The organism is Pseudooceanicola sp., assembly GCF_041987405.1.
Classification (GTDB): Bacteria; Pseudomonadota; Alphaproteobacteria; order Rhodobacterales; family Rhodobacteraceae; genus Pseudooceanicola.
In genome coordinates, this window is the sequence record NZ_JBHIWR010000003.1 from 584,708 (window position 1) to 606,536 (window position 21,829).

23 protein-coding genes are annotated in these 21,829 nt (G+C 65.7%); 13 read left to right on the plus strand and 10 right to left on the minus strand.

Features of this window, described 5'->3' with window-relative positions; translation table 11 throughout:
• Nucleotides 1-112 precede the first annotated feature (112 nt).
• Nucleotides 113-1,576 (plus strand): efflux RND transporter periplasmic adaptor subunit, encoded by a 1,464-nt coding sequence (locus tag ACFC2Y_RS10865; protein ID WP_375174465.1) that lies wholly within the window; start codon nt 113-115, stop codon nt 1,574-1,576.
• A gap of 3 nt (nt 1,577-1,579) precedes the next feature.
• Nucleotides 1,580-4,978, plus strand: coding sequence for an efflux RND transporter permease subunit (locus ACFC2Y_RS10870; RefSeq protein WP_375174464.1), 3,399 nt, complete (start codon nt 1,580-1,582; stop codon nt 4,976-4,978).
• Between the two features lie 99 nt (nt 4,979-5,077).
• Here the strand turns inward: ACFC2Y_RS10870 and ACFC2Y_RS10875 are convergent, their stop codons facing one another.
• Nucleotides 5,078-5,878, minus strand: a complete 801-nt coding sequence (locus tag ACFC2Y_RS10875; protein ID WP_375174463.1) for a protein-disulfide reductase DsbD domain-containing protein — start codon at nt 5,876-5,878, stop codon at nt 5,078-5,080.
• Nucleotides 5,879-6,017: 139 nt separating this feature from the next.
• On the opposite strand from ACFC2Y_RS10875, the gene ACFC2Y_RS10880 reads away from it, so the two are divergent.
• Entirely contained in the window at nt 6,018-6,584 is a 567-nt protein-coding gene (locus tag ACFC2Y_RS10880; protein ID WP_375174462.1) for a YqgE/AlgH family protein, read from the plus strand.
• 6 nt (nt 6,585-6,590) lie between these two features.
• Here ACFC2Y_RS10880 and ACFC2Y_RS10885 read toward each other — a convergent pair whose 3' ends face one another.
• Nucleotides 6,591-7,535, minus strand: coding sequence for an L-threonylcarbamoyladenylate synthase (locus ACFC2Y_RS10885; protein ID WP_375174461.1), 945 nt, complete (start codon nt 7,533-7,535; stop codon nt 6,591-6,593).
• 132 nt (nt 7,536-7,667) lie between these two features.
• Between ACFC2Y_RS10885 and ACFC2Y_RS10890 the strand changes: the two genes are divergently transcribed.
• From ACFC2Y_RS10890 to ACFC2Y_RS10910, 5 genes are read left to right on the plus strand one after another with little or no spacing between them, the layout of a single operon-like run.
• Nucleotides 7,668-9,395, plus strand: a complete 1,728-nt coding sequence (locus tag ACFC2Y_RS10890) for an acyl-CoA dehydrogenase (RefSeq protein ID WP_375174460.1) — start codon at nt 7,668-7,670, stop codon at nt 9,393-9,395.
• On the plus strand, nt 9,392-10,432 hold the full coding sequence (locus ACFC2Y_RS10895) for an MBL fold metallo-hydrolase (RefSeq protein ID WP_375174459.1): 1,041 nt from the start codon (nt 9,392-9,394) through the stop codon (nt 10,430-10,432). The genes ACFC2Y_RS10890 and ACFC2Y_RS10895 overlap by 4 nt, the downstream gene beginning before the upstream one ends.
• Nucleotides 10,432-10,893 (plus strand): hypothetical protein, encoded by a 462-nt coding sequence (locus ACFC2Y_RS10900; RefSeq protein ID WP_375174458.1) that lies wholly within the window; start codon nt 10,432-10,434, stop codon nt 10,891-10,893. The genes ACFC2Y_RS10895 and ACFC2Y_RS10900 overlap by 1 nt, the downstream gene beginning before the upstream one ends.
• Before the next feature lie 56 nt (nt 10,894-10,949).
• Complete coding sequence (locus ACFC2Y_RS10905; protein ID WP_375174457.1) at nt 10,950-11,084, plus strand: aa3-type cytochrome c oxidase subunit IV; 135 nt, start codon at nt 10,950-10,952, stop codon at nt 11,082-11,084.
• A 53-nt stretch (nt 11,085-11,137) separates the two neighbouring features.
• A complete protein-coding gene (locus ACFC2Y_RS10910) occupies nt 11,138-11,698 on the plus strand; it encodes a hypothetical protein (protein ID WP_375174456.1) in 561 nt (186 codons plus the stop codon).
• 15 nt (nt 11,699-11,713) lie between these two features.
• Here ACFC2Y_RS10910 and ACFC2Y_RS10915 read toward each other — a convergent pair whose 3' ends face one another.
• Entirely contained in the window at nt 11,714-12,040 is a 327-nt protein-coding gene (locus ACFC2Y_RS10915) for an AzlD domain-containing protein (RefSeq protein ID WP_375174455.1), read from the minus strand.
• Entirely contained in the window at nt 12,037-12,756 is a 720-nt protein-coding gene (locus ACFC2Y_RS10920; protein ID WP_375174454.1) for an AzlC family ABC transporter permease, read from the minus strand. Before ACFC2Y_RS10920 ends, ACFC2Y_RS10915 begins: the two co-directional genes overlap by 4 nt.
• A gap of 125 nt (nt 12,757-12,881) precedes the next feature.
• Here ACFC2Y_RS10920 and mobA point away from each other — a divergent pair, with 125 nt between their 5' ends.
• Entirely contained in the window at nt 12,882-13,484 is a 603-nt protein-coding gene (gene mobA / locus ACFC2Y_RS10925) for a molybdenum cofactor guanylyltransferase MobA (RefSeq protein WP_375174453.1), read from the plus strand.
• 18 nt (nt 13,485-13,502) lie between these two features.
• Here mobA and ACFC2Y_RS10930 read toward each other — a convergent pair whose 3' ends face one another.
• The 3 genes from ACFC2Y_RS10930 to ACFC2Y_RS10940 form a co-directional block, all read right to left on the minus strand.
• Complete coding sequence (locus ACFC2Y_RS10930) at nt 13,503-14,516, minus strand: hypothetical protein (protein WP_375174452.1); 1,014 nt, start codon at nt 14,514-14,516, stop codon at nt 13,503-13,505.
• 42 nt (nt 14,517-14,558) lie between these two features.
• Nucleotides 14,559-15,032: a transcription elongation factor GreA gene (gene greA, locus ACFC2Y_RS10935; RefSeq protein WP_375174451.1), complete on the minus strand. Its 474-nt coding sequence runs from the start codon at nt 15,030-15,032 to the stop codon at nt 14,559-14,561.
• Nucleotides 15,033-15,140: 108 nt separating this feature from the next.
• Nucleotides 15,141-15,524: a VOC family protein gene (locus ACFC2Y_RS10940; RefSeq protein ID WP_375174450.1), complete on the minus strand. Its 384-nt coding sequence runs from the start codon at nt 15,522-15,524 to the stop codon at nt 15,141-15,143.
• Between the two features lie 71 nt (nt 15,525-15,595).
• Here ACFC2Y_RS10940 and soxR point away from each other — a divergent pair, with 71 nt between their 5' ends.
• The 4 genes from soxR (at nt 15,596) to ACFC2Y_RS10960 (ending at nt 20,499) form a co-directional block, all read left to right on the plus strand.
• Complete coding sequence (soxR, locus tag ACFC2Y_RS10945; protein WP_375174449.1) at nt 15,596-16,060, plus strand: redox-sensitive transcriptional activator SoxR; 465 nt, start codon at nt 15,596-15,598, stop codon at nt 16,058-16,060.
• A 117-nt stretch (nt 16,061-16,177) separates the two neighbouring features.
• Nucleotides 16,178-17,827 (plus strand): 4Fe-4S dicluster domain-containing protein, encoded by a 1,650-nt coding sequence (locus ACFC2Y_RS10950; protein WP_375174448.1) that lies wholly within the window; start codon nt 16,178-16,180, stop codon nt 17,825-17,827.
• Between the two features lie 131 nt (nt 17,828-17,958).
• On the plus strand, nt 17,959-19,665 hold the full coding sequence (locus ACFC2Y_RS10955) for a tetratricopeptide repeat protein (protein WP_375174447.1): 1,707 nt from the start codon (nt 17,959-17,961) through the stop codon (nt 19,663-19,665).
• Between the two features lie 3 nt (nt 19,666-19,668).
• The gene (locus ACFC2Y_RS10960) at nt 19,669-20,499 is read left to right on the plus strand and encodes a 4-(cytidine 5'-diphospho)-2-C-methyl-D-erythritol kinase (protein ID WP_375174446.1); all 831 of its coding nucleotides are present in this window, start codon (nt 19,669-19,671) and stop codon (nt 20,497-20,499) included.
• On the opposite strand, the gene ACFC2Y_RS10965 is transcribed toward ACFC2Y_RS10960, so the two are convergent.
• From ACFC2Y_RS10965 to ihfB, 3 genes are read right to left on the minus strand one after another with little or no spacing between them, the layout of a single operon-like run.
• A complete protein-coding gene (locus ACFC2Y_RS10965; RefSeq protein ID WP_375174445.1) occupies nt 20,478-21,137 on the minus strand; it encodes a phosphoribosylanthranilate isomerase in 660 nt (219 codons plus the stop codon). The genes ACFC2Y_RS10960 and ACFC2Y_RS10965 overlap by 22 nt on opposite strands.
• A 27-nt stretch (nt 21,138-21,164) precedes the next feature.
• Nucleotides 21,165-21,506, minus strand: coding sequence for a lipopolysaccharide assembly protein LapA domain-containing protein (locus tag ACFC2Y_RS10970; protein WP_375174444.1), 342 nt, complete (start codon nt 21,504-21,506; stop codon nt 21,165-21,167).
• Between the two features lie 2 nt (nt 21,507-21,508).
• The gene (ihfB, locus tag ACFC2Y_RS10975; RefSeq protein WP_375174443.1) at nt 21,509-21,793 is read right to left on the minus strand and encodes an integration host factor subunit beta; all 285 of its coding nucleotides are present in this window, start codon (nt 21,791-21,793) and stop codon (nt 21,509-21,511) included.
• Nucleotides 21,794-21,829 lie beyond the last annotated feature (36 nt).

Below are 21,829 nucleotides of genomic sequence, written 5' to 3' on the forward strand. Positions count from 1 at the left end.
ATTTTTTCGACGGACTTCCCCCGCTTCGACGTAGAAGAGGGGTAACGCCCTCGTGCCTTGGCACGGGCCCTGCATTGTATAGGGTGATCCCGCCCTCAAACGGATGACCAAAATGCGGTTTCTGCGACACAGCCTGACCGGACTTTTTCTGCTGGCCATCACGCTTGGCCTGTTCGTCTATGCCGCGACGATGGTGCGGGATGCGGTCGAGGCGCGGCTGTCGGATGAACCCTTTGCCCCGCCTGCGCGCGAGCGTGTCTATACCGTCAATGTCGTGACGGCGACGCCCGAAACGATCAGCCCGATCCTGACCGCCTTTGGCGAGATCCGCAGCCGCCGCACCCTGCAGATCCGCGCCTCCGCCGCAGGGCAGGTCATTGAAATCGCCGATTATTTCGAAGAAGGGGCCGAAGTTCAGGCCGGCACGATCCTGGCCCGTATCGACCCGACCAATGCCCGGTTCGCCCTCGACCGGGCCATCAACAACCTGCGCGATGCCGAAGCCGCCGCCGAAGATGCCGTCCGCGCCGTGACCCTGGCCCGCGACACGCTCACCGCCTCCGAGGAACAGGCCGCCCTGCAGCAGAAGGCCTATGACCGCCAGCTCGATCTGCGCGGACGGGGTGTCGGCAGCGTCTCTGCCGTCGAGGCGGCGGAGCTGTCGGCCGCCGGTGCCCGCCAATCCGTGATCTCCGCCCGCAATGCCCTGGCCCAGGCCGAAAGCCGCGTTGCCACCACTGCGAACGAAGTAAACCGCGCCCGCATCGCCCGGGACGAGGCGCAGCGCGACCTCGACAACACCACGATCCGAGCCGAATTCGACGGCACCCTCTCCGATGTTGCGGCAGTCGAAGGCGGGCTGGTCACCGCCAATGAACAGCTGGCGCAGCTGATCGACGCCAACGCGCTGGAGGTCGCCTTCCGCGTTTCCACCGCGCAATATGGCCGCCTGCTGAACGACGAGGGGCGGCTCCTCAAGGCGCCGGTGACCGTCTCGCTCGATGTGCAGGGGATCGCCCTGACGGCGGATGGCACGATCACCCGCGACAGCGCCGCCGTGGGCGAGGGGCAGACCGGACGGCTGATCTTTGCCCGGCTGGAGGGCGCGCGGGGCCTCAAGCCCGGCGATTTCGTCACCGTCTCGATCACCGAACCGCCCCTGCCCCGTGTCGTCCGCCTGCCCGCCACCGCGCTGGATGCGGAAAACACAGTGCTGGCCATCACCGACGAAGAGCGGCTGGAGACGATCGACGTGCGGCTGATGCGGCGTCAGGGCGACGAGGTTCTGGTGCGCGGCCCCGATCTGGCGGGCCGTGAAATCGTCGCGCAACGCTCCCCCCTCCTCGGCGCGGGGATCAAGGTCAATCCGCTGCGCCCCAACCCCGCAGCCCAGGCCGAAGCCACCCAGCCCGATCTCGTCGAACTGACACCCGAACGGCGCGAAAAGCTCAAGGCTTTCATCAGCGCTAGTCAGCGCCTGCCCTCGGATGTGAAGACCCGCATCCTCGCGCAGCTTGACGCCGACCGCGTCCCCGCCTCCATGGTGGAGCGGATCGAAGCGCGGATCGGGGGCTGACCGATGCGCGGTCTTCCCCGATCCGGCGGCGGGCTCCTGTCCTACTTCACCCGCCACCGCACGGCGGCCAACCTGCTGCTGATCGTGTTGCTGACCCTGGGTGTCGCGGCCATCCCCAACATGCGGGCACAGTTCTTCCCCGACACGGTCGTCGACAGCATGAGCGTTTCGGTCGCCTGGGACGGCGCGGGGGCCGAAGACATCGACGCCGCCATCGTCCAGATCATGGAACCGGCCCTGCTGGCCGTCGAAGGTGTCGAAAGCTCCTCCAGCACCTCGCGCGAGGGGCGCGCCTCCATCTCGCTGGAGTTCGAACCGGATTGGGACATGTCGCGGGCAGCCGACGACGTCCAGACCGCCGTCGACGCCATCACCAACCTGCCCGAGGAGGCCGAGGACCCGACGATCCGCCGTGGCGGCTGGCGCGACCGGGTGACCGATGTGGTCATCACCGGCCCCGTCGACACGACACAACTGGGCCGCTTCGCCGATGAGTTCACCACCCGCCTCTTTGCCGAGGGGGTGACCCGCGCCACCATCCGGGGCGTCGCTGCCCCCGGCATCATGATCGAGGTGCCCACGGTCAGCCTGATCCGCTTTGACCTGACCATGGCCGAGATCGCCGCCGCCATCGCCGGTGAGGTCGACGCGGACCCCGCAGGCAGTGTCACCGGCGCGAATGCCCGGGTCCGGACCGGCGTCGAAAAACGCTCCGCCGATGAAATCGCGGGGATTGTCCTGCGCTCGGAACGCGACGGCACCTCACTCACCATCGGGGATGTCGCCACGGTGCGGCTGGAAGGATCGGACAGGACCGAAGCCTATTTCGTCGGACCCAACCCCGCTGTCACCCTCCGCGTCGACCGCTCCGACAAGGGCGACGCGATCAAGATCCAGGACCAGGTGGCTAAGGTCGCCGCCGCGATGGAACCGACCCTGCCCGAGGGCTCCTCCATCGACCTGATCCGCACCCGAGCCGAAGCGATCACCGACCGGCTGGATATCCTGCTGGACAACGGGCTGATGGGGCTGGGTCTCGTTCTGATCCTGCTGTTCCTCTTCCTCAACGCGCGCACCGCGCTTTGGGTGGCGGCGGGGATCCCCGTGTCGATGCTGACCGCCATCGCGCTGATGTACTTCTTTGGCCTGACGCTCAACATGGTCTCGCTCTTTGCGCTGATCATCACCACCGGGATCGTGGTGGATGACGCCATCGTGGTCGGGGAACATGCCGATGCCCGCGCCCGTGGTCGCGGCGAAAGCCCTGTCGTCGCCGCCGAAAATGCCGCGCGCCGCATGGCGCTGCCGGTCTTTTCCGCGACATTGACCACCGTCATCGCCTTCTTCGGCCTGACCGCGATCGGCGGTCGGTTCGGCGACATGATCGCCGATATCCCCTTCACGGTGATCGTGGTGCTGCTGGCCTCGCTGGTGGAATGCTTCCTGATCCTGCCGCATCACATGGCCCACGCCCTGGCCCATACCGGCGAAAACCACTGGTACGACTGGCCTTCCCGGACCTTCAACCGGGGGTTTGACTGGGCCCGGGACACCCTGTTCCGCCCCTTCATTGCAGCGGTGATCCACGCCCGCTACCCGGTGCTGGCCCTGATCGTCGTGGCCCTGGCCTGGCAGGCCGGGCTGCTGATCCGCGGCGATGTCCCCTGGCGCTTCTTCAATTCGCCCGAGCAGCCTTCGATCTCGGGCAACTACATGATGGCCGAGGGTGCGGATCGCGATGACACCCTGGCCCAGATGCGCCTGTTGCAACAGACAGTCGAGGAGGTCGCAGCGAACTACGAAGCCGAACACGGCCGCAATCCCGTCAGCTATGCCATCGGCCAAATCGGCGGCGGGTCGGGGCGCGGCCTTTCCGGCGCAGACACCAAGGAGGCGGACCTGCTCGGCGGCATCTCGATCGAGCTGATCGACCCCGACGACCGCCCCTATTCCAGTTTCCAGTTCCTCTCCGACCTGCAGGACCGCGTCGCCCGCCACCCGCTGCTGGAGGAGCTCAGCTTCCGCGGCTGGCGTCACGGGCCCGGCGGGGATGCGCTGGACGTGCAGCTTTACGGCGCAACCTCCGAAGGCCTGAAGGAGGCGAGCGAGGCGCTGAAACAGGCGCTGCTGCCCTATCCGGAGGTCTCGGCGGTCGAGGACAACCTGGCCTATGACAAGGAAGAGCTGATCCTGGAACTGACCCCGCAGGGGCAGGCGCTTGGCTTCACCATCGACGATCTGGGCCGCGTGCTGCGCAACCGCCTGAACGGGATCGAGGCCGCGACCTTCCCCGTCGGCCCGCGCAGCGCCACGGTGCGGGTGGAACTGCCCCCGGGCGAGCTGACCGCGGATTTCCTTGACCGCACCCAGATGCGCGCGCCCTCCGGCATCTATGTCCCCCTGGCCGATATCGTGCAGGTCGACCGGCGCACCGGTTTTTCCACCATCCGGCGCGAGAACGGGCTGCGGCTGATCTCCGTCAACGGCGACATCTCCGAAGACGATCCCGCCCGCGCGGCAGAGATCGAGCGGATCCTGCAGGACGAGATCCTGCCCCAGATCGCGAGCGTGCATCAGGTGGAATGGCGGCTTTCGGGTCTCAGCGAACAGGAGAACCGCTTTCTCACCGATGCGCGCAACGGGCTGATCCTGGTCCTGCTCGGCATCTTTCTGGTTCTCGCCTGGGTCTTTTCCAGCTGGACCAAACCCTTCGTCGTCATGGCGATCATCCCATTCGGACTGGTCGGGACAGTCTACGGGCATCACCTCTGGGATGTGCCGCTGTCGATGTTCACGGTGGTCGGCCTGCTTGGCATGACCGGGATCATCATCAACGATTCCATCGTCCTCGTGACAACCATCGACGAACACGCGCAGGAGCGAGGGCTGATCCCCTCGATCATCGACGGCACGGCCGAGAGGTTGCGACCGGTGATGCTGACCACATTGACCACGGTGCTGGGCCTTGCCCCGCTGCTTTACGAACAATCCAGCCAGGCGCAGTTCCTGCGGCCGACGGTGATCACGCTGGTCTATGGTCTGGCCTTCGGGATGGTGCTGGTGCTGATGCTGGTGCCGGCACTGCTGGCCATCGGCAACGATATCTCCCGCCAGATAAGCGCCGCGCGCCGCGCCCTGCGCAGCCGCCGCGCCACCGGGCTGCGCGCGGTGTCGACCCTGACCGCGCTGGCCTTGCTGGGTTGGCTTGGCGTGACTCTCGGGGTGGCCGCCCTCACGGGGGCACTGGCCGCGCCGTTGGCGCAGGCCTTGCCAATGCTGGCCGGGCTGGACCCGATGCTGGCCGCGCTGATTGCCTTTCTGGGCGGTACGGCGGCGACGATCCTTGTGGTCTATGTGATCTCGGCGCTCGGCTACGCCCTGCGCCGACCGCGCCGGGCTTGACACCGCGCCCCGGCCCCCGCGCCGGGGCCGCCTGAACGACGAGGTGCCCTTTACGGGACGAGGTCCCGGCACAGGGCCGGGACGTGTTTCAAGGAATGGTCAGCGGCCGGTGCAGCCCTGGATATCCACAGCCTTGCCGCCCCCCAGAACGGTGATCCGCACGCCGGAGCGGTCGAACATCATCGCCCCGCCCCGCATCGACATCATCTCCGCCTCGGCGATCAGACGGTTGCCGACCCGCTGCGTCCGCGCCTCGGACACCCAGATCGCGGGATCGGAGGTTTCCAGAACGACGACTTCCTTCCCGCCGACAGCAGGCATCTCGATCTCCGCCCGGACCTTGGTGCGTTTGCCCGCCGGTGTGACATCGCAGGTCACCCGACCGACCCCGGCATCCCTTTCGGAGAAAGGCCGCTCCGCCAGCGCGGCGGCAATCGCGGCGACGGGGCGCCGCCCCTCGGGCAGGGCGACCGTGTTGAGATCGACACTCAGTGGCACGCAGATGTCCGAGCAGATGCCGATCTGCAGTTCGCCGTCCAGCGCCACCGCACCATCCGCCCGGGGGTGGACATGCAGCGGCAGCACGACCGTATCGCTGTACCCGATCGACCGCATCCCGTTCTGATAGAAAACCTCCGGCCGGGGCCAGATCACATCGACCGAGGCGACATTGTCGGACCCGCCCCAGGAAAAGATCGGCGGCACCCCGGCATCGCCCGGCGCGCGCCAATAGGTCTTCCACCCCTCGGCCAGCCGCAGTTCCAGCGCCGCCACATGCGACCCGTCCGCCTGTTGCCAGCCCGGCAGCAACCGGACGGAGACATTGTCGGCATAGGGGTTGGCCGCCAGCGGTGTCGCGGCGGCCAGGGTGGACAGCAGGGCAAGAATGCGGATCATCATGGAGATATCACATGCCGCAGGCGCTGCCCCTGTCCAACTCACATTGCCGCGAATGTCGAATCTGTGACCAACCGTTGAAACCCGGTAACATACGCCTCAAGTTAAAGGCGACCCTTCCTCCTATCGGCGGACCCCCGATTTGCACGACGCAACCAACCTGACCGGAAAAACCCTGATCGCCATGCCGGACATGGGCGACACGCGCTTTGACCGAAGCGTGATCCTCCTTTGCGCCCACTCTTACGAGGGCGCCATGGGGCTGATCATCAATGTCCCGTCGGAGGGGATCACCCTGGCCCATCTGGCCGAACAGCTGGATATCGAGGCCGACGCGGGGTTCCAGAACCGCCCGGTCCACACCGGTGGCCCGGTGGAACAGGAACGCGGCTTTGTCCTGCACACCGCGGACTACACCAGCGCGATCTCCACCCTGACCGTCAATCAGGACATCTCCATGACCGGCACGCTGGACGTGATCGAAGACCTGGTCGAAGGCACCGGTCCCGATGTGGCGATGATCTGCCTGGGCTATTGTGGCTGGGGTCCGGGGCAGCTGGAAAGCGAATTGGCGCAGAACGCCTGGCTGGTCGGGGATGCCTCCCTGCCGCTGATCTTTGCCACGCCGGACGCGCGGAAATGGGAAGCGGCCCTGGCGAACGAGAATATATCCGCCCTCACCCTGTCCAGTACCGCAGGCCGCGCCTGACGGGCCTTACGCCCCGCGCGGCGCTGCCGCCCGGCGCAGCCGGTCATTGATCGCCGCGCCCAGCCCATGGTCCGGCACCGGCGCGACCGCGATCCGCTCCGCCCCCATCTCGTCCAGATCGTGGAACCGGCGGAACAGGTTCGCCGCCGCCTCCACCAGATCGCCACGCACTGACAGGTTCAGATCGCAGGGCATCGGGCCGAAGCCCAACACCGTCTCACCCGGTTCCGGGTCCGTGACATTGAGCCTGACCCGCCCGCGCGGCGCGTAATGCGATACCATCTGGCCCGGGGCGGATATCGCCGCGCCCTCATCGCGCCGCGCCGGGGCGTGGCCCAGGATGCGGCCGATCGCCTCCGCCGTCACGCCGCCTTCGCGTAAGATCACCGGGGTTTCGCCCTGGAACCCCAGGATCGTGCTTTCGACCCCGACGGAACAGTCGCCCCCGTTTAGCACCGCGTCGATCCGCCCCCCAAGACCGGCCATCACATGCGCCGCCGCCGTCGGGCTGATCCGGCCCGAAGGGTTGGCCGAAGGGGCCGCGACCCCGCCACCAAAGGCCCGCAACAGCGCCCGCGCGACCGGATGCGCCGGGATACGTACCGCCAGGGAATCCAACCCCGCCGTCACCAGCGGAGAGACAGGAGCCCCCTCGCGCAACGGCAGGACAAGGGTCAGCGGCCCGGGCCAGAAGGCCCGCATCAGCGGCAGGGCGGCAGGCGGCACATGCACCAGCCGATCCACCTGCGCGGCCTCGGCCACATGCACGATGAGCGGGTTGAATTCCGGACGATCCTTGGCCGCATAAATCCCGGCCACAGCTGCATCGTTCGACGCATCCCCGGCCAGCCCGTAGACTGTTTCCGTCGGCATCGCGACCAGCCCGCCCCTCTTCAGTATGGCAGCGGCCCGGGCGATCCCGGCGTCGGTATTTGGCAAAAGCTCTGTCATGCTGGCCCAGCTCGTGACGCCGCGTTCGGGGTTGCCGCCGGTCGGGCTGCGTCTAGCCTTCCCGGCTAAACAGGTGCATAGAGAACGCCGGACCGCTTGCCAAGCGTGCCGCCGTCAGAGGAGGAGGACCCAATGCCCTATCGTTCCCCCGTGGCCGAGTACAAGTTCGTGCTGGATCATATCGTCGGCTTTTCCGCCGTCGCCGAGACAGAGACCTTTGCCGAAGCGACCCCCGACACGGTCGAGGCCATCCTGACCGAGGTCGGCAAACTGGCGGACGAGGTTCTGGCCCCGCTGAACCGCAACGGTGACCTCTACCCCGCCAAACTGGAGAACGGGGTCGTCCGCACCTCCAAGGGCTTTGCCGAGGGCTACGCCGCGATCAAGGACGGCGGCTGGCTCGGCCTGTCCGCCCCGGTGGAGTACGGCGGGATGGGCCTGCCGCAGTCGCTCACTTGTGCTGTCAACGACCTCTTTTCAGGGTCCTGCATGTCGCTTGGCCTGAACCCCCTGCTGACCCAGGGCCAGATCGAGGCGCTGGACCACCACGCGCCCGACTGGATGAAGGAGCTCTACCTGTCCAAGATGATCTCGGGCGAGTGGACCGGCACCATGAACCTGACCGAACCGCAGGCCGGTTCGGACGTTGGCGCCCTGACCACAAAGGCGGTGCCGAACGGCGACGGCACCTATGCGATTTCCGGGCAGAAGATCTACATTTCCTGGGGCGATCACGACTTTGGCGGCAACGTCTGCCACGCCGTTCTGGCCCGTCTGCCCGACGCCGCTCCCGGCACCAAGGGCATCAGCCTTTTCATGGTGCCCAAGTTCATCCCGAACGAGGACGGCTCGCTCGGCGATCCCAATAGCCTCCGCGTCGTGTCGCTGGAGCACAAGATGGGCATCCACGGCTCGCCAACCTGCGTGATGGAATATGCGGGCGCCACCGGCTGGCTGATCGGCGAGGAGCACAAGGGCATGGCCGCGATGTTCACCATGATGAACAGCGCCCGCCTGGCCGTCGGGATGCAGGGCATCGGCATCGCCGAGGCGGCGCTGCAACATGCGCAGACCTACGCGCTGGAGCGGAAGCAGGGCAAGACGCCGCTGCAGGGACAGGACGACGGCACCGGCGCGATTGTCGACTTTGCCGATGTCCGCCGTATGCTGGCCACGATGAAGGCCGATACCTTCGCCGCCCGCGCCATCGCCCTCGCCTGCGGCGTGGCCCTCGACATGGCCACGGCCACCGGGGACAAGGCCTGGCACGCCCGCGCCGCCTTCCTCACCCCGATCGCCAAGACCTTCGGCACGGAAACCGGCATCACTGTGTCCGAACTGGGCGTGCAGGTGCACGGCGGCATGGGGTTCATCGAGGAAACCGGCGCCGCGCAGTATTCGCGCGACGTCCGGGTGACCGCGATTTACGAGGGGACCAACGGCATCCAGGCGATGGATATGGTGGCCCGCAAGATGATGGACGGCGGCGAGACGGCCACCGCCCTGATCGACGAGATCGAGAGCACCGCGGAAACCGCCCGCGCCACCCTGCCCGACATGGGTGCGGCGGTCTGGGATGCGGCCGAAACCCTGCGCGAGGCCACCGAATGGATGGCGGGCCAGGGTGACCTGAACGACCGTTTTGCCGGCGCCGTGCCCTATCTGATGGGCTTTGCCCGGGTGCTGGGCGCGCATTACCACCTGAAGGCCGCCATGGCCGAGGGCGGGGATGGCCCGCGCACCCGACTGGCAAGGTTCTACATCTCGCGCCTTCTGCCGGAACATGCAGGCCACCTCGCCCATGCCACCTGTGGCGCCGCCGACCTATACGCCTTCACGACAGAGGAGCTGACAGCTTGAAGTCCGACCACGCCGCACTCGCCTTTCCCTGGCCTGACGTCCCCGAAGCGGGCGAGGCCGTAGAAATCGCGGAGGGCGTGCTGTGGATGGCGCTGCCGCTGGAATCCCCGCTGAAGTGGATCAACGTTGTCGCCCTGGACGAGGGCGACAGCTGGACCTTGGTGGACACCGGGGCATATTCGAAAAAGACCGTTGGTTACTGGGAGCAGAACCTCGCAGGCCCGCTGAAGGGCAAGCCGGTCAGCCGCATCATCTCCACCCACCACCACCCCGACCACGTCGGCATGGTCGGCTGGTTCATGCAGAAGCACGGCGCCGAACACTGGGCCTCCCGCACCACCTATCTGCTGACCCGGATGCTGGTGATGGATATAGAGGAACGCCCGACCGAGGCCTCGATCCGCTATTGGCATCGCGCCGGGATGCCCCCTGCCCGGATCGAACAGAAGAAGAAGGAACGCCCCTTCAACTTCGCCGACATCTGCCATGACGTGCCCACGGGCCATATCCGCATCCAGCAGGGCGACGTGATCCGCGCGGGCGGACGCGACTGGGACATCCACATGGGCAACGGCCATGCGCCGGAGCATGTGACCATGTGGTCGCGCGACGACAACCTCGTCATCGCCGGCGACCAGGTGCTGCCGACGATCAGCCCGAACGTCGGCGTCCAGCCCGCCGAACCGGAGGCCGACCCTCTGGCCGAGTGGCTGGAGGCTTGCGAACGGCTCGCCCCCCTCGCCCGCGAGGATCACGTGGTGATCGGCGGTCACAAACTGCCCTTCACCGGTCTGCCGCGCCGCATGAACGACCTGATCGAAAACCACCATTCCTGCCTCGACCGCCTGCTGAAGCACATCGAGGAGCCGAAGGTCGCGGTCGAATGTTTCTCCCCCCTCTTCAAGCGCGAGATCGTGGACGCGATCTACAACCTTGCCATGGTCGAGGCCTATGCCCACCTCCAGCACCTGCACAAGATCGGGAAGGCCTCCCGCACCCTGCGCGAGGACGGGGCCTATCTCTGGAAGGCGATCTGATGGATGACAGCATTTCAACCAGCGCCGAAGCCGCCGAGGACGACGTCCTGCCCCGCCGCCATGAGGCGCTGCGCGAGGGCGGCGACACCCTGCCCGATCATGTCACGCAGAAGCCGACCAAGGCCAAGAGCCCGGCCGAATGGGCCTACGAACGCCTGATCCTCTACATCCAGTCCTTCGAAGAGGGGCTCAACGCGGATCAGGAGGTCGCCATGGGGTTCGTCGGGGGCGAGACCGGCGTGCTCCGGATCGAGGGGATGGGCTTTTTCGACCCGGATATCCTGACCTTCTACGGCACCGATGCCCAAGGCGTGAAAACCCAGCTCGTGCAGCATGTCTCGCAGCTGTCCGTCTCGCTTCGCGCGATGCCGAAGATGCCGGAACGCCCCGCACCGAACCGGATCGGGTTCCGTTTGCGACGCGATCTGGAAAAGTCGACCAAGACCCAGCCCGAGGCGTGACAGCCTCGGCTGAATCGGCTAACCAGCAACCGAACGATTTCAGAAGGACGACCGACATGGCCGAACACAAGCACGGCGAAATGGACATCACGGTTCAGGAAAAGACCTTTGAAGGCTTCATTAAGGTGTCTTCCTGGGTTGCCGGCCTCTCAATCCTGCTCCTGATCTTCATGGCGCTCGTCAACGGTTAACCATTGTTGGGCGACAGCCGCCCGGACAACAGTCGCCTGGACAGGAGACGACGATGAAACGCCTGTTTCTTGCCTTGGCTGCGGTTGCGATAGTCGCTGGCTGCGCCCCCCGGAACCCGGATTTTCAGCCGCCCGCCGAACTGGCGCAGGTCTCCTATCGCAACGCCGGGCCGACCTCTCTGACACTCTACACGGTGATCAACCGGCGCTCCGGCGCAGGGGCCCATACCGCGCTTGAGGTCAACGCCTCGGAAACCGTCCTCTTCGACCCGGCCGGCAGCTTCAAGGCCGAAGGCGTTCCGCGCTCCGGTGATGTGCTCTATGGGTTCTCGCCTGCCGTGGAAAAGGCCTACTCCAGCTCCCACGCGCGGTCGACCTTCTATGTCCGCAAGGTCAATATCCCCGTCACGCCCGAGGTTGCGGCGATGGCCCTGCAGAAGGTCAAGGCCAACGGCCCCGTCGCTGCGGCCCATTGTGCTCAAAGCACCTCAGCCATCCTGCAAACCCTTCCCGGGTTTCAGCATGTCCAGCGGACCTTCTATCCCAAGCAGTTGGAAGCGCAGGTGGTTTCCCTGCCCGGGGCCACTTCCGATTCCATCGTCGAAGAAGACTGACCGGCCGCATCGCCCTCAGCCGATGATCCAGAGCAGTGCGTAGAGGGTCGTGAACCCACCCACGATGGCCGCGAAGACGCGCCCCGTGGCCAGCCCGACGACCAGCGCCACGATCGCGGCGCCCATGCGGGCCGGATCGGCCTCGCCCCCCGTTGCGGCGGGCCAGACGACCAGCGGGGCCACCAGCGCCGGTAGAACCGCGACGGCCGTATAGCGCAGATGCCGCAGCACCCATTCCGGCAGAGCCCGGTCACCGATCCATCCCAGAAAGATGAAGCGCAGGCCAAAGCTGCCCAGCCCAAGCGCGAAGATCACGATCCAGAGGTCCAGCCGGTCGATCATTGAACCGCCTCCTTGCTGTGCCGGGTCATCACCAGCTCCGCCTGCGCCCCGACGACCATCCCGACAACCGCCGCAACCATCAGCCCGAGGTTCAGCGGAAGCCCCGCCAGCAGCAGCGAGGCGACAATGGCCGCAAGCGCCGCCGCAAGATGCGGCAGCGACCGCAGCATCGGCGCGATCATGGCGATGAAGGTGATCGGCATGGCGAAATCCAGAGCATACTCCGGCGGGATCGCATTGCCGATCAGCGCCCCGACCAAGGTCAGCACATACCACATCGGACAGATCGGCGTGACGGTCCCGAAGAAATAGGCCACCTTCTGAGCAAGGCTCCATTCTCTGCGTTTCTCGAAGGCCGAGATCGACAGCGCGTAGCTCTGGTCCACCAGGAAATAGGCGATGAAGGCCCGTTTCCAAAGCGGTGCCGCCCCCAGATGCGGGGTCAGCGAGGCCGAATACATCGCCATGCGTAGGTTCACCGCCAGGGCCGACAACACGACGATGACCGTGGGCGTGTCGTTCTGCAGCAGATGCACCGCCGTGAACTGCGCGGCCCCTGCGATCACCACGACGGAAAAGCTCAGCGCCTCGAAGACGTTCAGCCCTGCTTCGGTCGCCACGACGCCGAAGAGCAGCGAAAAGGGCATCATGACCAGCAGAAACGGCAGACCATCGCGGAAACCCTGCCAATAGGCGGCTTGTGGAGTGGAGGACATCTGGCAAAGCTCGTAATAAGACAGGACCCATGCTCTAGGACGCCTGCAATGCCGATGCAATCTCACCCCGGGAACAAACCCGTCCTTGCCCTGTGCGCGCCTGCGCGCCGCCCGGACAGTCCTGCATGACCCCGCCCCCCGTGGTCATTCTGGCCGGTGGCGCATCGCGTCGCATGGGCGGCATGGACAAGGGTCTGATGTTGCTCGCCAATCGCCCCCTGTTGGCCCATGTCATCGACCGTATCGCGCCGCAGACGACGGCGCTCGCGCTCAACACCAACGGCCCGGCGGGGGACTATGTGCGATTTGGCCTGCCCATCCTGCCTGATGCGTTGCCCGACCGCCCCGGCCCGCTGGCCGGTGTGCTGACGGCGATTGACTGGGCCTTGGGTCAGGGTGCCGAATGCGTGGTCACCGTGCCCGCCGACACGCCGTTCCTGCCGGGTGATCTGCTGCCCCGCCTGATGCTGGCCGCAGAAACCGCCACGGGCGCGCCGGTTCTGGCGCAGAGCGCAGGGAGGCTGCACCCGGTCGTCGGCCTCTGGCCCGTGGCCTGGCGTGACACGCTGGCCGAGGCGCTGCAGGCAGGCACCCGGCGGATGATGGAATTTGCTGAAAGCGCGGGGGCCACCGCTGTGGCCTTCCCCGCGACCGATCCCGACCCCTTCTTCAACGTCAACACGCCAGAAGACCTGGCCCGGGCAGAGGGCGCCTTGCAGAAGAAGTGAGATTGGCGTGCAAGGCCGTCAGGCAAAGACCCCGGCCACACGCCCGAGCAGCATGAAGGCCCGCGCCGTGCGCGTTTCGGCCAGCGAAGAGATCTCCTGATCCGTCGCGGAGGGTTCGAAATCCTGCAACATCGCATCGAACCGGCGCAGGAAGTGATGCGCCGCGTCGCGAAAGATCGGATCCTGCCGCATCCGCCCCGCCGTCAGCGCCAGCGAGGACCGGTCGCGAATACCGCCAAGCCCGGCCACGACCCGCCCGCGCTCACCCTGCGCGAACCGCCGCCACAGTTCGGGCCGCGCCATGTCGGGGCGCAGGTCGTCCATATAGATGCCATCCTGGCTCAGCAGCGTCAGAACATCCTGCGCCGCCTGCACGAGGTTGGCCGTCACCCTGTCTCGCAAGGCGGTGCGCAGGGCGGCAAAGCCATCCTCATCCTCGGCCGTTTCGGGGAAGTTCAGCGCCCGGATCAGCGTGCTGTTCGGCAGCTTCACCTGCTCCGCATCCGCCGCCACGTCCAGGGGCAGCGGCGCCTGATCCTCCTGCGGCACCGGCGCAGGTTCGGGCGTTTCCCGTTTGGGCGCCTCGCTGCTGCGGGTGGAGTGGAAGGTGGCGAGGGCCGTTTCCGTCTTGCGCTGCGCGGCGGCGATTTCATCCAGCTTGCGCGAGATCGAATCCTCCCCCGCCTCGTCGGTCGGCGGGCGCATGCCGGACATGTAGCTGTCGCGGATCGCCTCCACCGCCGCCTGCAGGCGCTGGCTGTCTTCGCGCACCGCGCGGCTGGACCGGGCCACGGCGACGACAACCCAGATCATCGCAACAGGCAGGATGATGGCGAGCACCAGCATGACGGCGGTCAGCCATTCCAGTGTCCCGGCCTCACCCGCCCCAAGGACAAGGAAAAACACCCCGGCCCCCAGCAACCACAGCACGGACACAAGACCGGCAATCACCTCGACCGAGGTGATGCGGGCACCGCCAACGCGGCCATAGACCCCGATCGGAGTCGGGCTTGTATCGGATTTGTCGTTCATCACCGGTCCTGATGCGATGCCTGGCGCGGAAGACCCGCCCTGTTACCCACCATACTCGATCTTGAGGATTTCATAGGACCGTTCTCCGCCAGGGGTCCGAACCTCGACGGAGTCGCCTTCATCCTTGCCGATCAGCGCCCGCGCGATCGGCGATTTGATGTTGAGCAGACCCTTTTCGATATTGGCCTCGTATTCGCCAACGATCTGCCAGACCTTTTCCTCGTCCGTATCCTCGTCGACGACCGTGACCTTCGCGCCGAACTTCACATTGCCGGACAGCGTCGACGGGTCGATCACATCGGAAAGAGAGATCACACCCTCAAGCTCCTTGATCCGACCTTCGATAAAGGACTGCTTTTCGCGCGCCGAATGATATTCGGCATTCTCCGACAGGTCTCCCAGCTCTCGCGCCTCCGCGATGGCCTGGATGATCGCCGGACGCTCCACGGACTTGAGGTGCTTCAGCTCGGCCTCAAGCGCCCGGTGACCGGTGCGCGTCATAGGGATCTTTTCCATAGGCTCCTCCACGGCAATGACGAAGGGGCCTCTGGTAAAGGCCCCTTCGTGGTCGTTCACATCTGGATACCTCACCCAATCGGGCGAGCAATTGCAAGCGAAATGGCGTCACGTCTGATGCGAGGCGACCTCCCATTCGATCCCGTCGTGATCGTCGAAATAGAACCGGCGGCCGGGCGCATAGTCATATTGCGTGCCAGGCGTGAACCCCGCCTTGCGCACCCGGGCCTCAACCGCGTCGATGTCTTCATCGGTGAAGACGGCAAGGTGGTTCAGCATGCCAGCCGTGCGATAGCTATCTTCGCTTGTTGGCGTCGTTTCGCCTGGGGAAAAGAGCGCGACGTAGCCCTCGGACGTTCCCACATGGACGGATCGACCGGTCTGCATCGCAGGTCCGGACCAGCGAACGGTCCAGCCAAAAACCTCACCAAGCCAGGCGGCGGTCGCATCGGGGTCAGACACCGTGACATTCGCGTGTTCCAATCTGATCATGATCTATCTCCTTTGGTTGACGCGATTGTTGTAATTCCTCAAGTTAGCTTGAAGTCAACGGGAATGATTCCATGAAATCCAGAGGCTTGCCGATCAGCCACCTTGCCAGCCGCACCGGATTGGCCCCCTCGGCCATCCGCTATTACGAGGACCAGGGCCTGGTCGCGCCGGGTCGCGGCCCCGGCGGGCAGCGCCAGTTCGAAAAAGCGGATATCCGGCGGCTCAGCTTCATCATGATCGCCCAGCAACTCGGCTTCTCGATTTCGGAGATTCGCGCGCAGCTCTCCACCCTGCCGCAGGGGCGTACGCCGACGGCGGCCGACTGGCGCAAACTTTCGGCAACCTACCGCGCCGATCTGGACCGGCGCATCGCCACCTTGGAGAAGCTGCGCGACGATCTGGACGGGTGCATCGGCTGCGGTTGCCTGTCGCTGGATCGCTGCCGTCTTTACAATCCCGATGACCGCGCGGCGAGACATGGGGCCGGACCGCGCTATCTCATGGGGGACAGCCCCGATGCGGACGAAAATCCCTGAGATCCGTTCAAAGAAGGGTGTTTTGACGCGTTGTCGCGATTGACCCGCTGCACCGCCGCACGATAACTACTGCGAAACTTTATTTCGCAAACGGCCCGCCTAGGGAGAGGAAAGATCATGACCGAAGTGCAGCGTGAGGCGATGGAATATGATGTGGTCATCGTTGGCGCAGGCCCTGCCGGCCTGTCGGCGGCGATCCGGCTGAAACAGCTCGACAGCGAGATCAACGTTGTCGTGCTGGAGAAGGGCTCCGAGGTCGGGGCGCATATCCTCTCTGGTGCCGTGCTGGATCCCTGCGGCCTGGACGCGCTGATCCCCGATTGGAAGGAAAAGGGCGCGCCGCTGAACGTGCCGGTCAAGGATGACAACTTCTACATGCTGGGCGAGGCAGGCAAGCTGCGTGTGCCGAACTTCCCCATGCCGCCGCTGATGAACAACCACGGCAACTACATCGTCTCCATGGGCAATGTCTGCCGCTGGATGGCCGAACAGGCCGAGGAACTGGGCGTCGAGATCTTCCCCGGCATGGCCTGTTCTGAACTGGTCTATGGCGACAATGGCGACATCAAGGGCGTCGTGGCCGGCGAATTTGGTCTCAATCCCGATGGCACCCCCGGACCGGGTTACGAACCCGGGATGGAGCTGCACGGCAAATATGTCTTCCTCTCCGAAGGTGTTCGCGGGTCCCTCTCCAAACAGGTGATCGAGAAATACGGCCTGTCCGACGGCAAGGAGCCGCAGAAATTCGGCCTCGGCATGAAGGAAATCTGGGAGATCGACCCGGCCAAGCACCGCGAGGGCAGCGTCACCCACACCATGGGCTGGCCTCTTGGCAACAATGCAGGCGGCGGGTCCTTCATCTACCATTTCGAAAACAACCAGGTTCTGATCGGTTTCGTGGTTCACCTGAACTACAAGAACCCGCACCTCTTCCCCTACATGGAGTTCCAGCGCTTCAAGCATCATCCGATGGTCGCGGAGCTGCTGGAAGGCGGCAAGCGCGTCGCCTATGGCGCGCGGGCGATCACGGAAGGCGGCTATCAGTCCATGCCGCAGATGGTGGCCCCCGGGGTCGCACTGCTGGGCTGTTCCGTCGGCATGGTCAACGTCCCGCGGATCAAGGGCAACCACAACGCCATGCTGTCCGGCAAGGCGGCAGCCGAAGCGGCCCACAGAGCCATCCAGGCAGGGCGCTCGGGCGATGAACTGCACGATTACGAGGAAGAGGTTCGCACCGGCGCGATCGGCAAGGACCTCAAGAAGGTGCGCAACGTCAAGCCGCTGTGGTCCAAATACGGCCTGCTGCCCTCGCTCGCGGTCGGTGGCTTCGACATGTGGACCAACACCTTCGGCTTCTCGCTGCTCGGCACGATGAAACACGGCAAGACTGACGCGGCCGCCACCGAACCCGCCGCGGCGCACAAGCCGATCGACTACCCCAAGCCCGACGGCAAGCTGTCCTTCGACCGTCTGACCAACGTCAGCTTCTCGATGACCAACCACGAAGAGAGCCAGCCCGCGCACCTGAAGCTCAAGGATCCGAATATCCCGGTCCTCGACAACCTGCCGAAATACGCGGGCCCCTCGGCACGCTATTGCCCGGCGGGCGTTTACGAGTTCGTCACGGAAGAGGGCAAGGACACCAAGTTCGTCATCAACTTCCAGAACTGCGTCCACTGCAAGACCTGCGATATCAAGGACCCGCCGCAGAACATCAACTGGACCACGCCGCAGGGCGGTGACGGGCCGAATTATCCCAACATGTAGGCGATATTCGCCGACACCTGTTCCGCTCAGGTCACAATTTCAGGAATGCGGAGGGGCGACGGCTCCTCCGCATTGCGTTTCCCTGTCGCATTCCCGTAATCTTGGCGCACCCTGAACAGGCGAGGGACGCAATGACGACGGTACATTTTTGGCGCGCCATCGCGGCGGCAACGATTCTTGCAACTGCGGCTGGCCCGGCGCTTTCCGGCAATTCCGGCGACTACCTGGCAGCCCGCCAGGCGCAACTGTCCAGCGATTATGATGCCGCCGTCTACTATTACGTGCGCGCCCTGGGCGATGACCCCCGCAATCCGCAACTGCTGGAAGGTGCAGCCCTGTCGCAACTGTTGGCCGGTGATCTGCCCCGCGCCGTCACGATTTCCGAACGGATGGAGGAGCAGGCGCTTCGCAGCCAGGTGTCCCAGGCGATTCTCGCCGCCGACGCCTTCCTGAAGGGCGAGTTTCAAACCGTCCTCGACCGTGTCGAGGACGACCGCGGTGTCGGCCCCCTGGTCGATGGTCTGATGGCCGCCTGGGCGCAACTGGGCGCAGGCGACATGACCAAAGCGCTCAGCGCCTTCGACGCGGTGGCCGAGACCAAGGGCCTGCGGGGCTTCGCGCTCTATCATAAGGCTCTGGCGCTGGCGATGGTCGGCGATTTCGAGGCTTCCGAGGCGATCTATTCCACCCCCGGCGACCCGCTGCAGATGACCCGCCGCGGCGCCATGGCCCGGATCGAGGTGCTCAGCCAGCTCGACCGTGGCGGGGATGCGCTGCAGTTGCTGGACCGGCTCTTCGGCAATGACCTGGACCCCGGGCTGGCGAAGATGCGCGCGGCACTTGAGGCTGGCGAGACATTGCCCTTCAGCCATGTCACCAAGGTGAGCGATGGCGTGGCGGAGATCTTCTTCTCCGTCGCCGCCGCCCTGCGGGGCGAGGCGACCGACGACTACACCCTGATCTATTCCCGAATCGCCGAAGCGCTGCGCGGGGACCATGTCGACGCGATCCTGCTGTCGGCGGAACTGCTGGAAAACCTGGGTCAGCCGGATCTGGCCACCGCCGCCTACCGGCGCGTGCCGCAGGGCAGCCCCGCCTTCCACGTCGCCGAACTGGGCCGCGCTGACGCGCTGCGCAGATCCGGACGCCAGGACGCGGCGCTGGAGGTTCTGGACAGCCTTGCCCAGGCCTACAACAGCCTGCCGGTAGTCCACACGACACGCGGCGATCTGCTGCGCGGGATGAGCCGCTATATGGACGCCATCAAGGCCTATGACACCGCCCTGTCGCTCTACGACCAGGAGGACCCCAGCCAGTGGTTCGTCCTCTACGTCCGCGGCATCAGCCACGAACGTCTGGGACATTGGCCCGAAGCGGAGGCCGATTTCCGGGCCGCGCTGGAACTGAACCCGGGCCATCCGCGGGTCCTCAATTACCTCGGCTACTCCATGGTCGAGAAGCGGCAGAACCTCGACGAGGCGCTCGGCATGATCGAACAGGCCGTCGCGGCCCGGCCTGACAGCGGCTACATCCTCGACAGTCTGGGCTGGGCGCTCTATCGCCTCGGCCGCTACGAAGAGGCCGTCAGCCATATGGAACGCGCCGCCGAACTGATGCCGGTCGACCCTGTCGTCACGGACCACCTGGGCGATGTCTACTGGGCCGTCGGCCGCGTGCTGGAGGCAAAGTTCCAGTGGCACCGCGCCCTCTCCTTCGACCCGGAAGAAGAAGAGGCGACGCGCATCCGCCGCAAGCTGAAGGTCGGGCTGGATGCGGTCCTGGCCGAGGAAGGCTCCGAACCGCTGAAAGTGGCGCAGGACGGGTCGAGCGGCGGCTGAACCATGCAGACCCCGGGCGCCGAGCGGGACTTTGCGCCGGCCAAGATCAACCTCACCCTGCATGTCACGGGACAGCGGCCTGATGGCTATCATCTGCTCGACAGTCTCGTGGTCTTTGCCGATATCGGCGACCACCTGACCGTCACGCCCGCCACGGAAACCAGCCTGACGATCACCGGTCCCAGGGCACGGGGCATCCCCGACGGCCCTGAGAACCTCGTCTGCCGCGCGGCGGAGGCCTTTGGCCAGCCCGCGCAAATCACGCTGGAGAAACACCTGCCCGCAATGGCCGGGATCGGCGGCGGCTCCTCCGATGCGGCGGCGACGTTGCGGGCCCTGTCCCGTGCCACGTCTCGCCCCATCCCACCGGGCGCCCTGTCTCTCGGCGCCGATGTTCCCGTCTGCGTCACCGCCACGGCCGCGCGGATGCAGGGCATCGGCGAGGTGGTCACCCCGGTGCCCAAACTGCCAGAGCTCCACGGCGTGCTGGTGAACCCCGGCGTGGATGTCCCGACGCCGCGTGTCTTCGCCCGGCTTGGCAACCGGACCAATCCCCCGATGCCGCAGGAGCTGCCGTCGTGGGCCTCCACCGCCGATCTGATCGACTGGCTGCACACGACGCGCAACGACCTCGAAGCCCCGGCACAGGCGCTGGCCCCGGAAATCGCAGAAACGTTGAACGTCCTGCGCGATGACCCGGCCTGTCCCCTGGCCCGCATGTCCGGATCGGGGGCCACCTGCCTTGCCCTGACCGACACACGCAAAGCGGCCGAGGATATGGCCACCCGCCTGGCCCGCCCGCAATGGTGGGTTCAGCCGGTCTCACTGACCTGACCGGTCGCCGCGGCGACGAACTCCGCGATCAGCCCGGCGTCCTTGACCCCCGGCGCGCTTTCCACGCCTGACGACACATCCACCTGCCGCGCCCCGGTCAGCCGGACGGCCTCCGCGACGTTCTGCGGCGTCAGACCACCCGCCAGCATCCAGGGCCGGGTCCAGTACTTCCGCCCCGCCAATAGCCGCCAGTCAAAGCTCAGCCCGTTCCCGCCCGGCAGCTCCGCGCCCTTGGGCGGCTTTGCGTCGATCAGCAATTGGTCCGCCACCTGCGAATAGACGTCAATCGCGCTCAGATCTTCGGGCCCTGCAACACCGATGGCCTTCATCACCGGCAGGCCCGTCCGCGCGCGGACCTCGCTGACCCGTTCCGGGCTTTCGGTGCCGTGCAGTTGCAACATGTCCAGCGGCACTGCCCCCGTCACCGCATCCAGCAAGGCATCATCTGCATCGACCAGCAGGGCGACCTTGGCCAGGCCAATCGGCGCATCGACAGCCAGTGCTCGGGCCTCTTCGACCGTCACGCAGCGCGGGGATTTGGGAAAGAAGACGAAGCCGCAGTAGACCGCCCCGGAGCGGGCCGCCGCCGCCACCTCCTCCGGACGGCGCAGGCCGCAGATTTTCACACGAATATCCATGAGACGCTGTTAAGCGCTCCGGCCGGGTCAGTCCAGCAGCGCCAGAACCTCGTCCTTGCCCTGATGCTTTTCGCCCTTGAGCTTCCTGACCTCGCGCTCCAGCTTGCCGACTTCCTTGGATTTTCGGCTGACCTCGGCCCGATGCTTGTGCTCGCGCAGCCATTCCCAGATGAAGCCGATCAGGACCCCGACGACGACACCGCCGAATATCACGAGGAACAGCGGCAACTCGATGGAGGGATTCAACCCGGCGATCCGCGCCAACCCCTCGGGCAGGAGTTTCAGCGACACCAGACCGCGATTGGCCAGCGCAACAGCTATCAGCGCCACGCCGATGACAGCGAGGATAAGGTAGCGAATGTATCTCATGGTTAAGCCTGTCCGTTCAGCCTATCGCGCAGCAGCTTGCCGGTCTTGAAGAAAGGCACATGCTTTTCCTCGACCTCGACCGCTTCGCCGGTGCGCGGGTTCCGTCCCGTTCTCGCATCCCGCTGCTTGACCGAAAAGGCCCCAAATCCGCGCAGCTCCACCCGGTCGCCCCGGGCCATCGCCTCGATGATCTCCTCGAAGATCACATTCACGATTTTCTCTACATCCCTCTGATAGAGATGCGGATTTTCATCGGCAATCTTCTGGATGAGTTCGGAACGGATCATCGGCAGTACTCCCCAAGGTCACATAGCTTCGCTTTC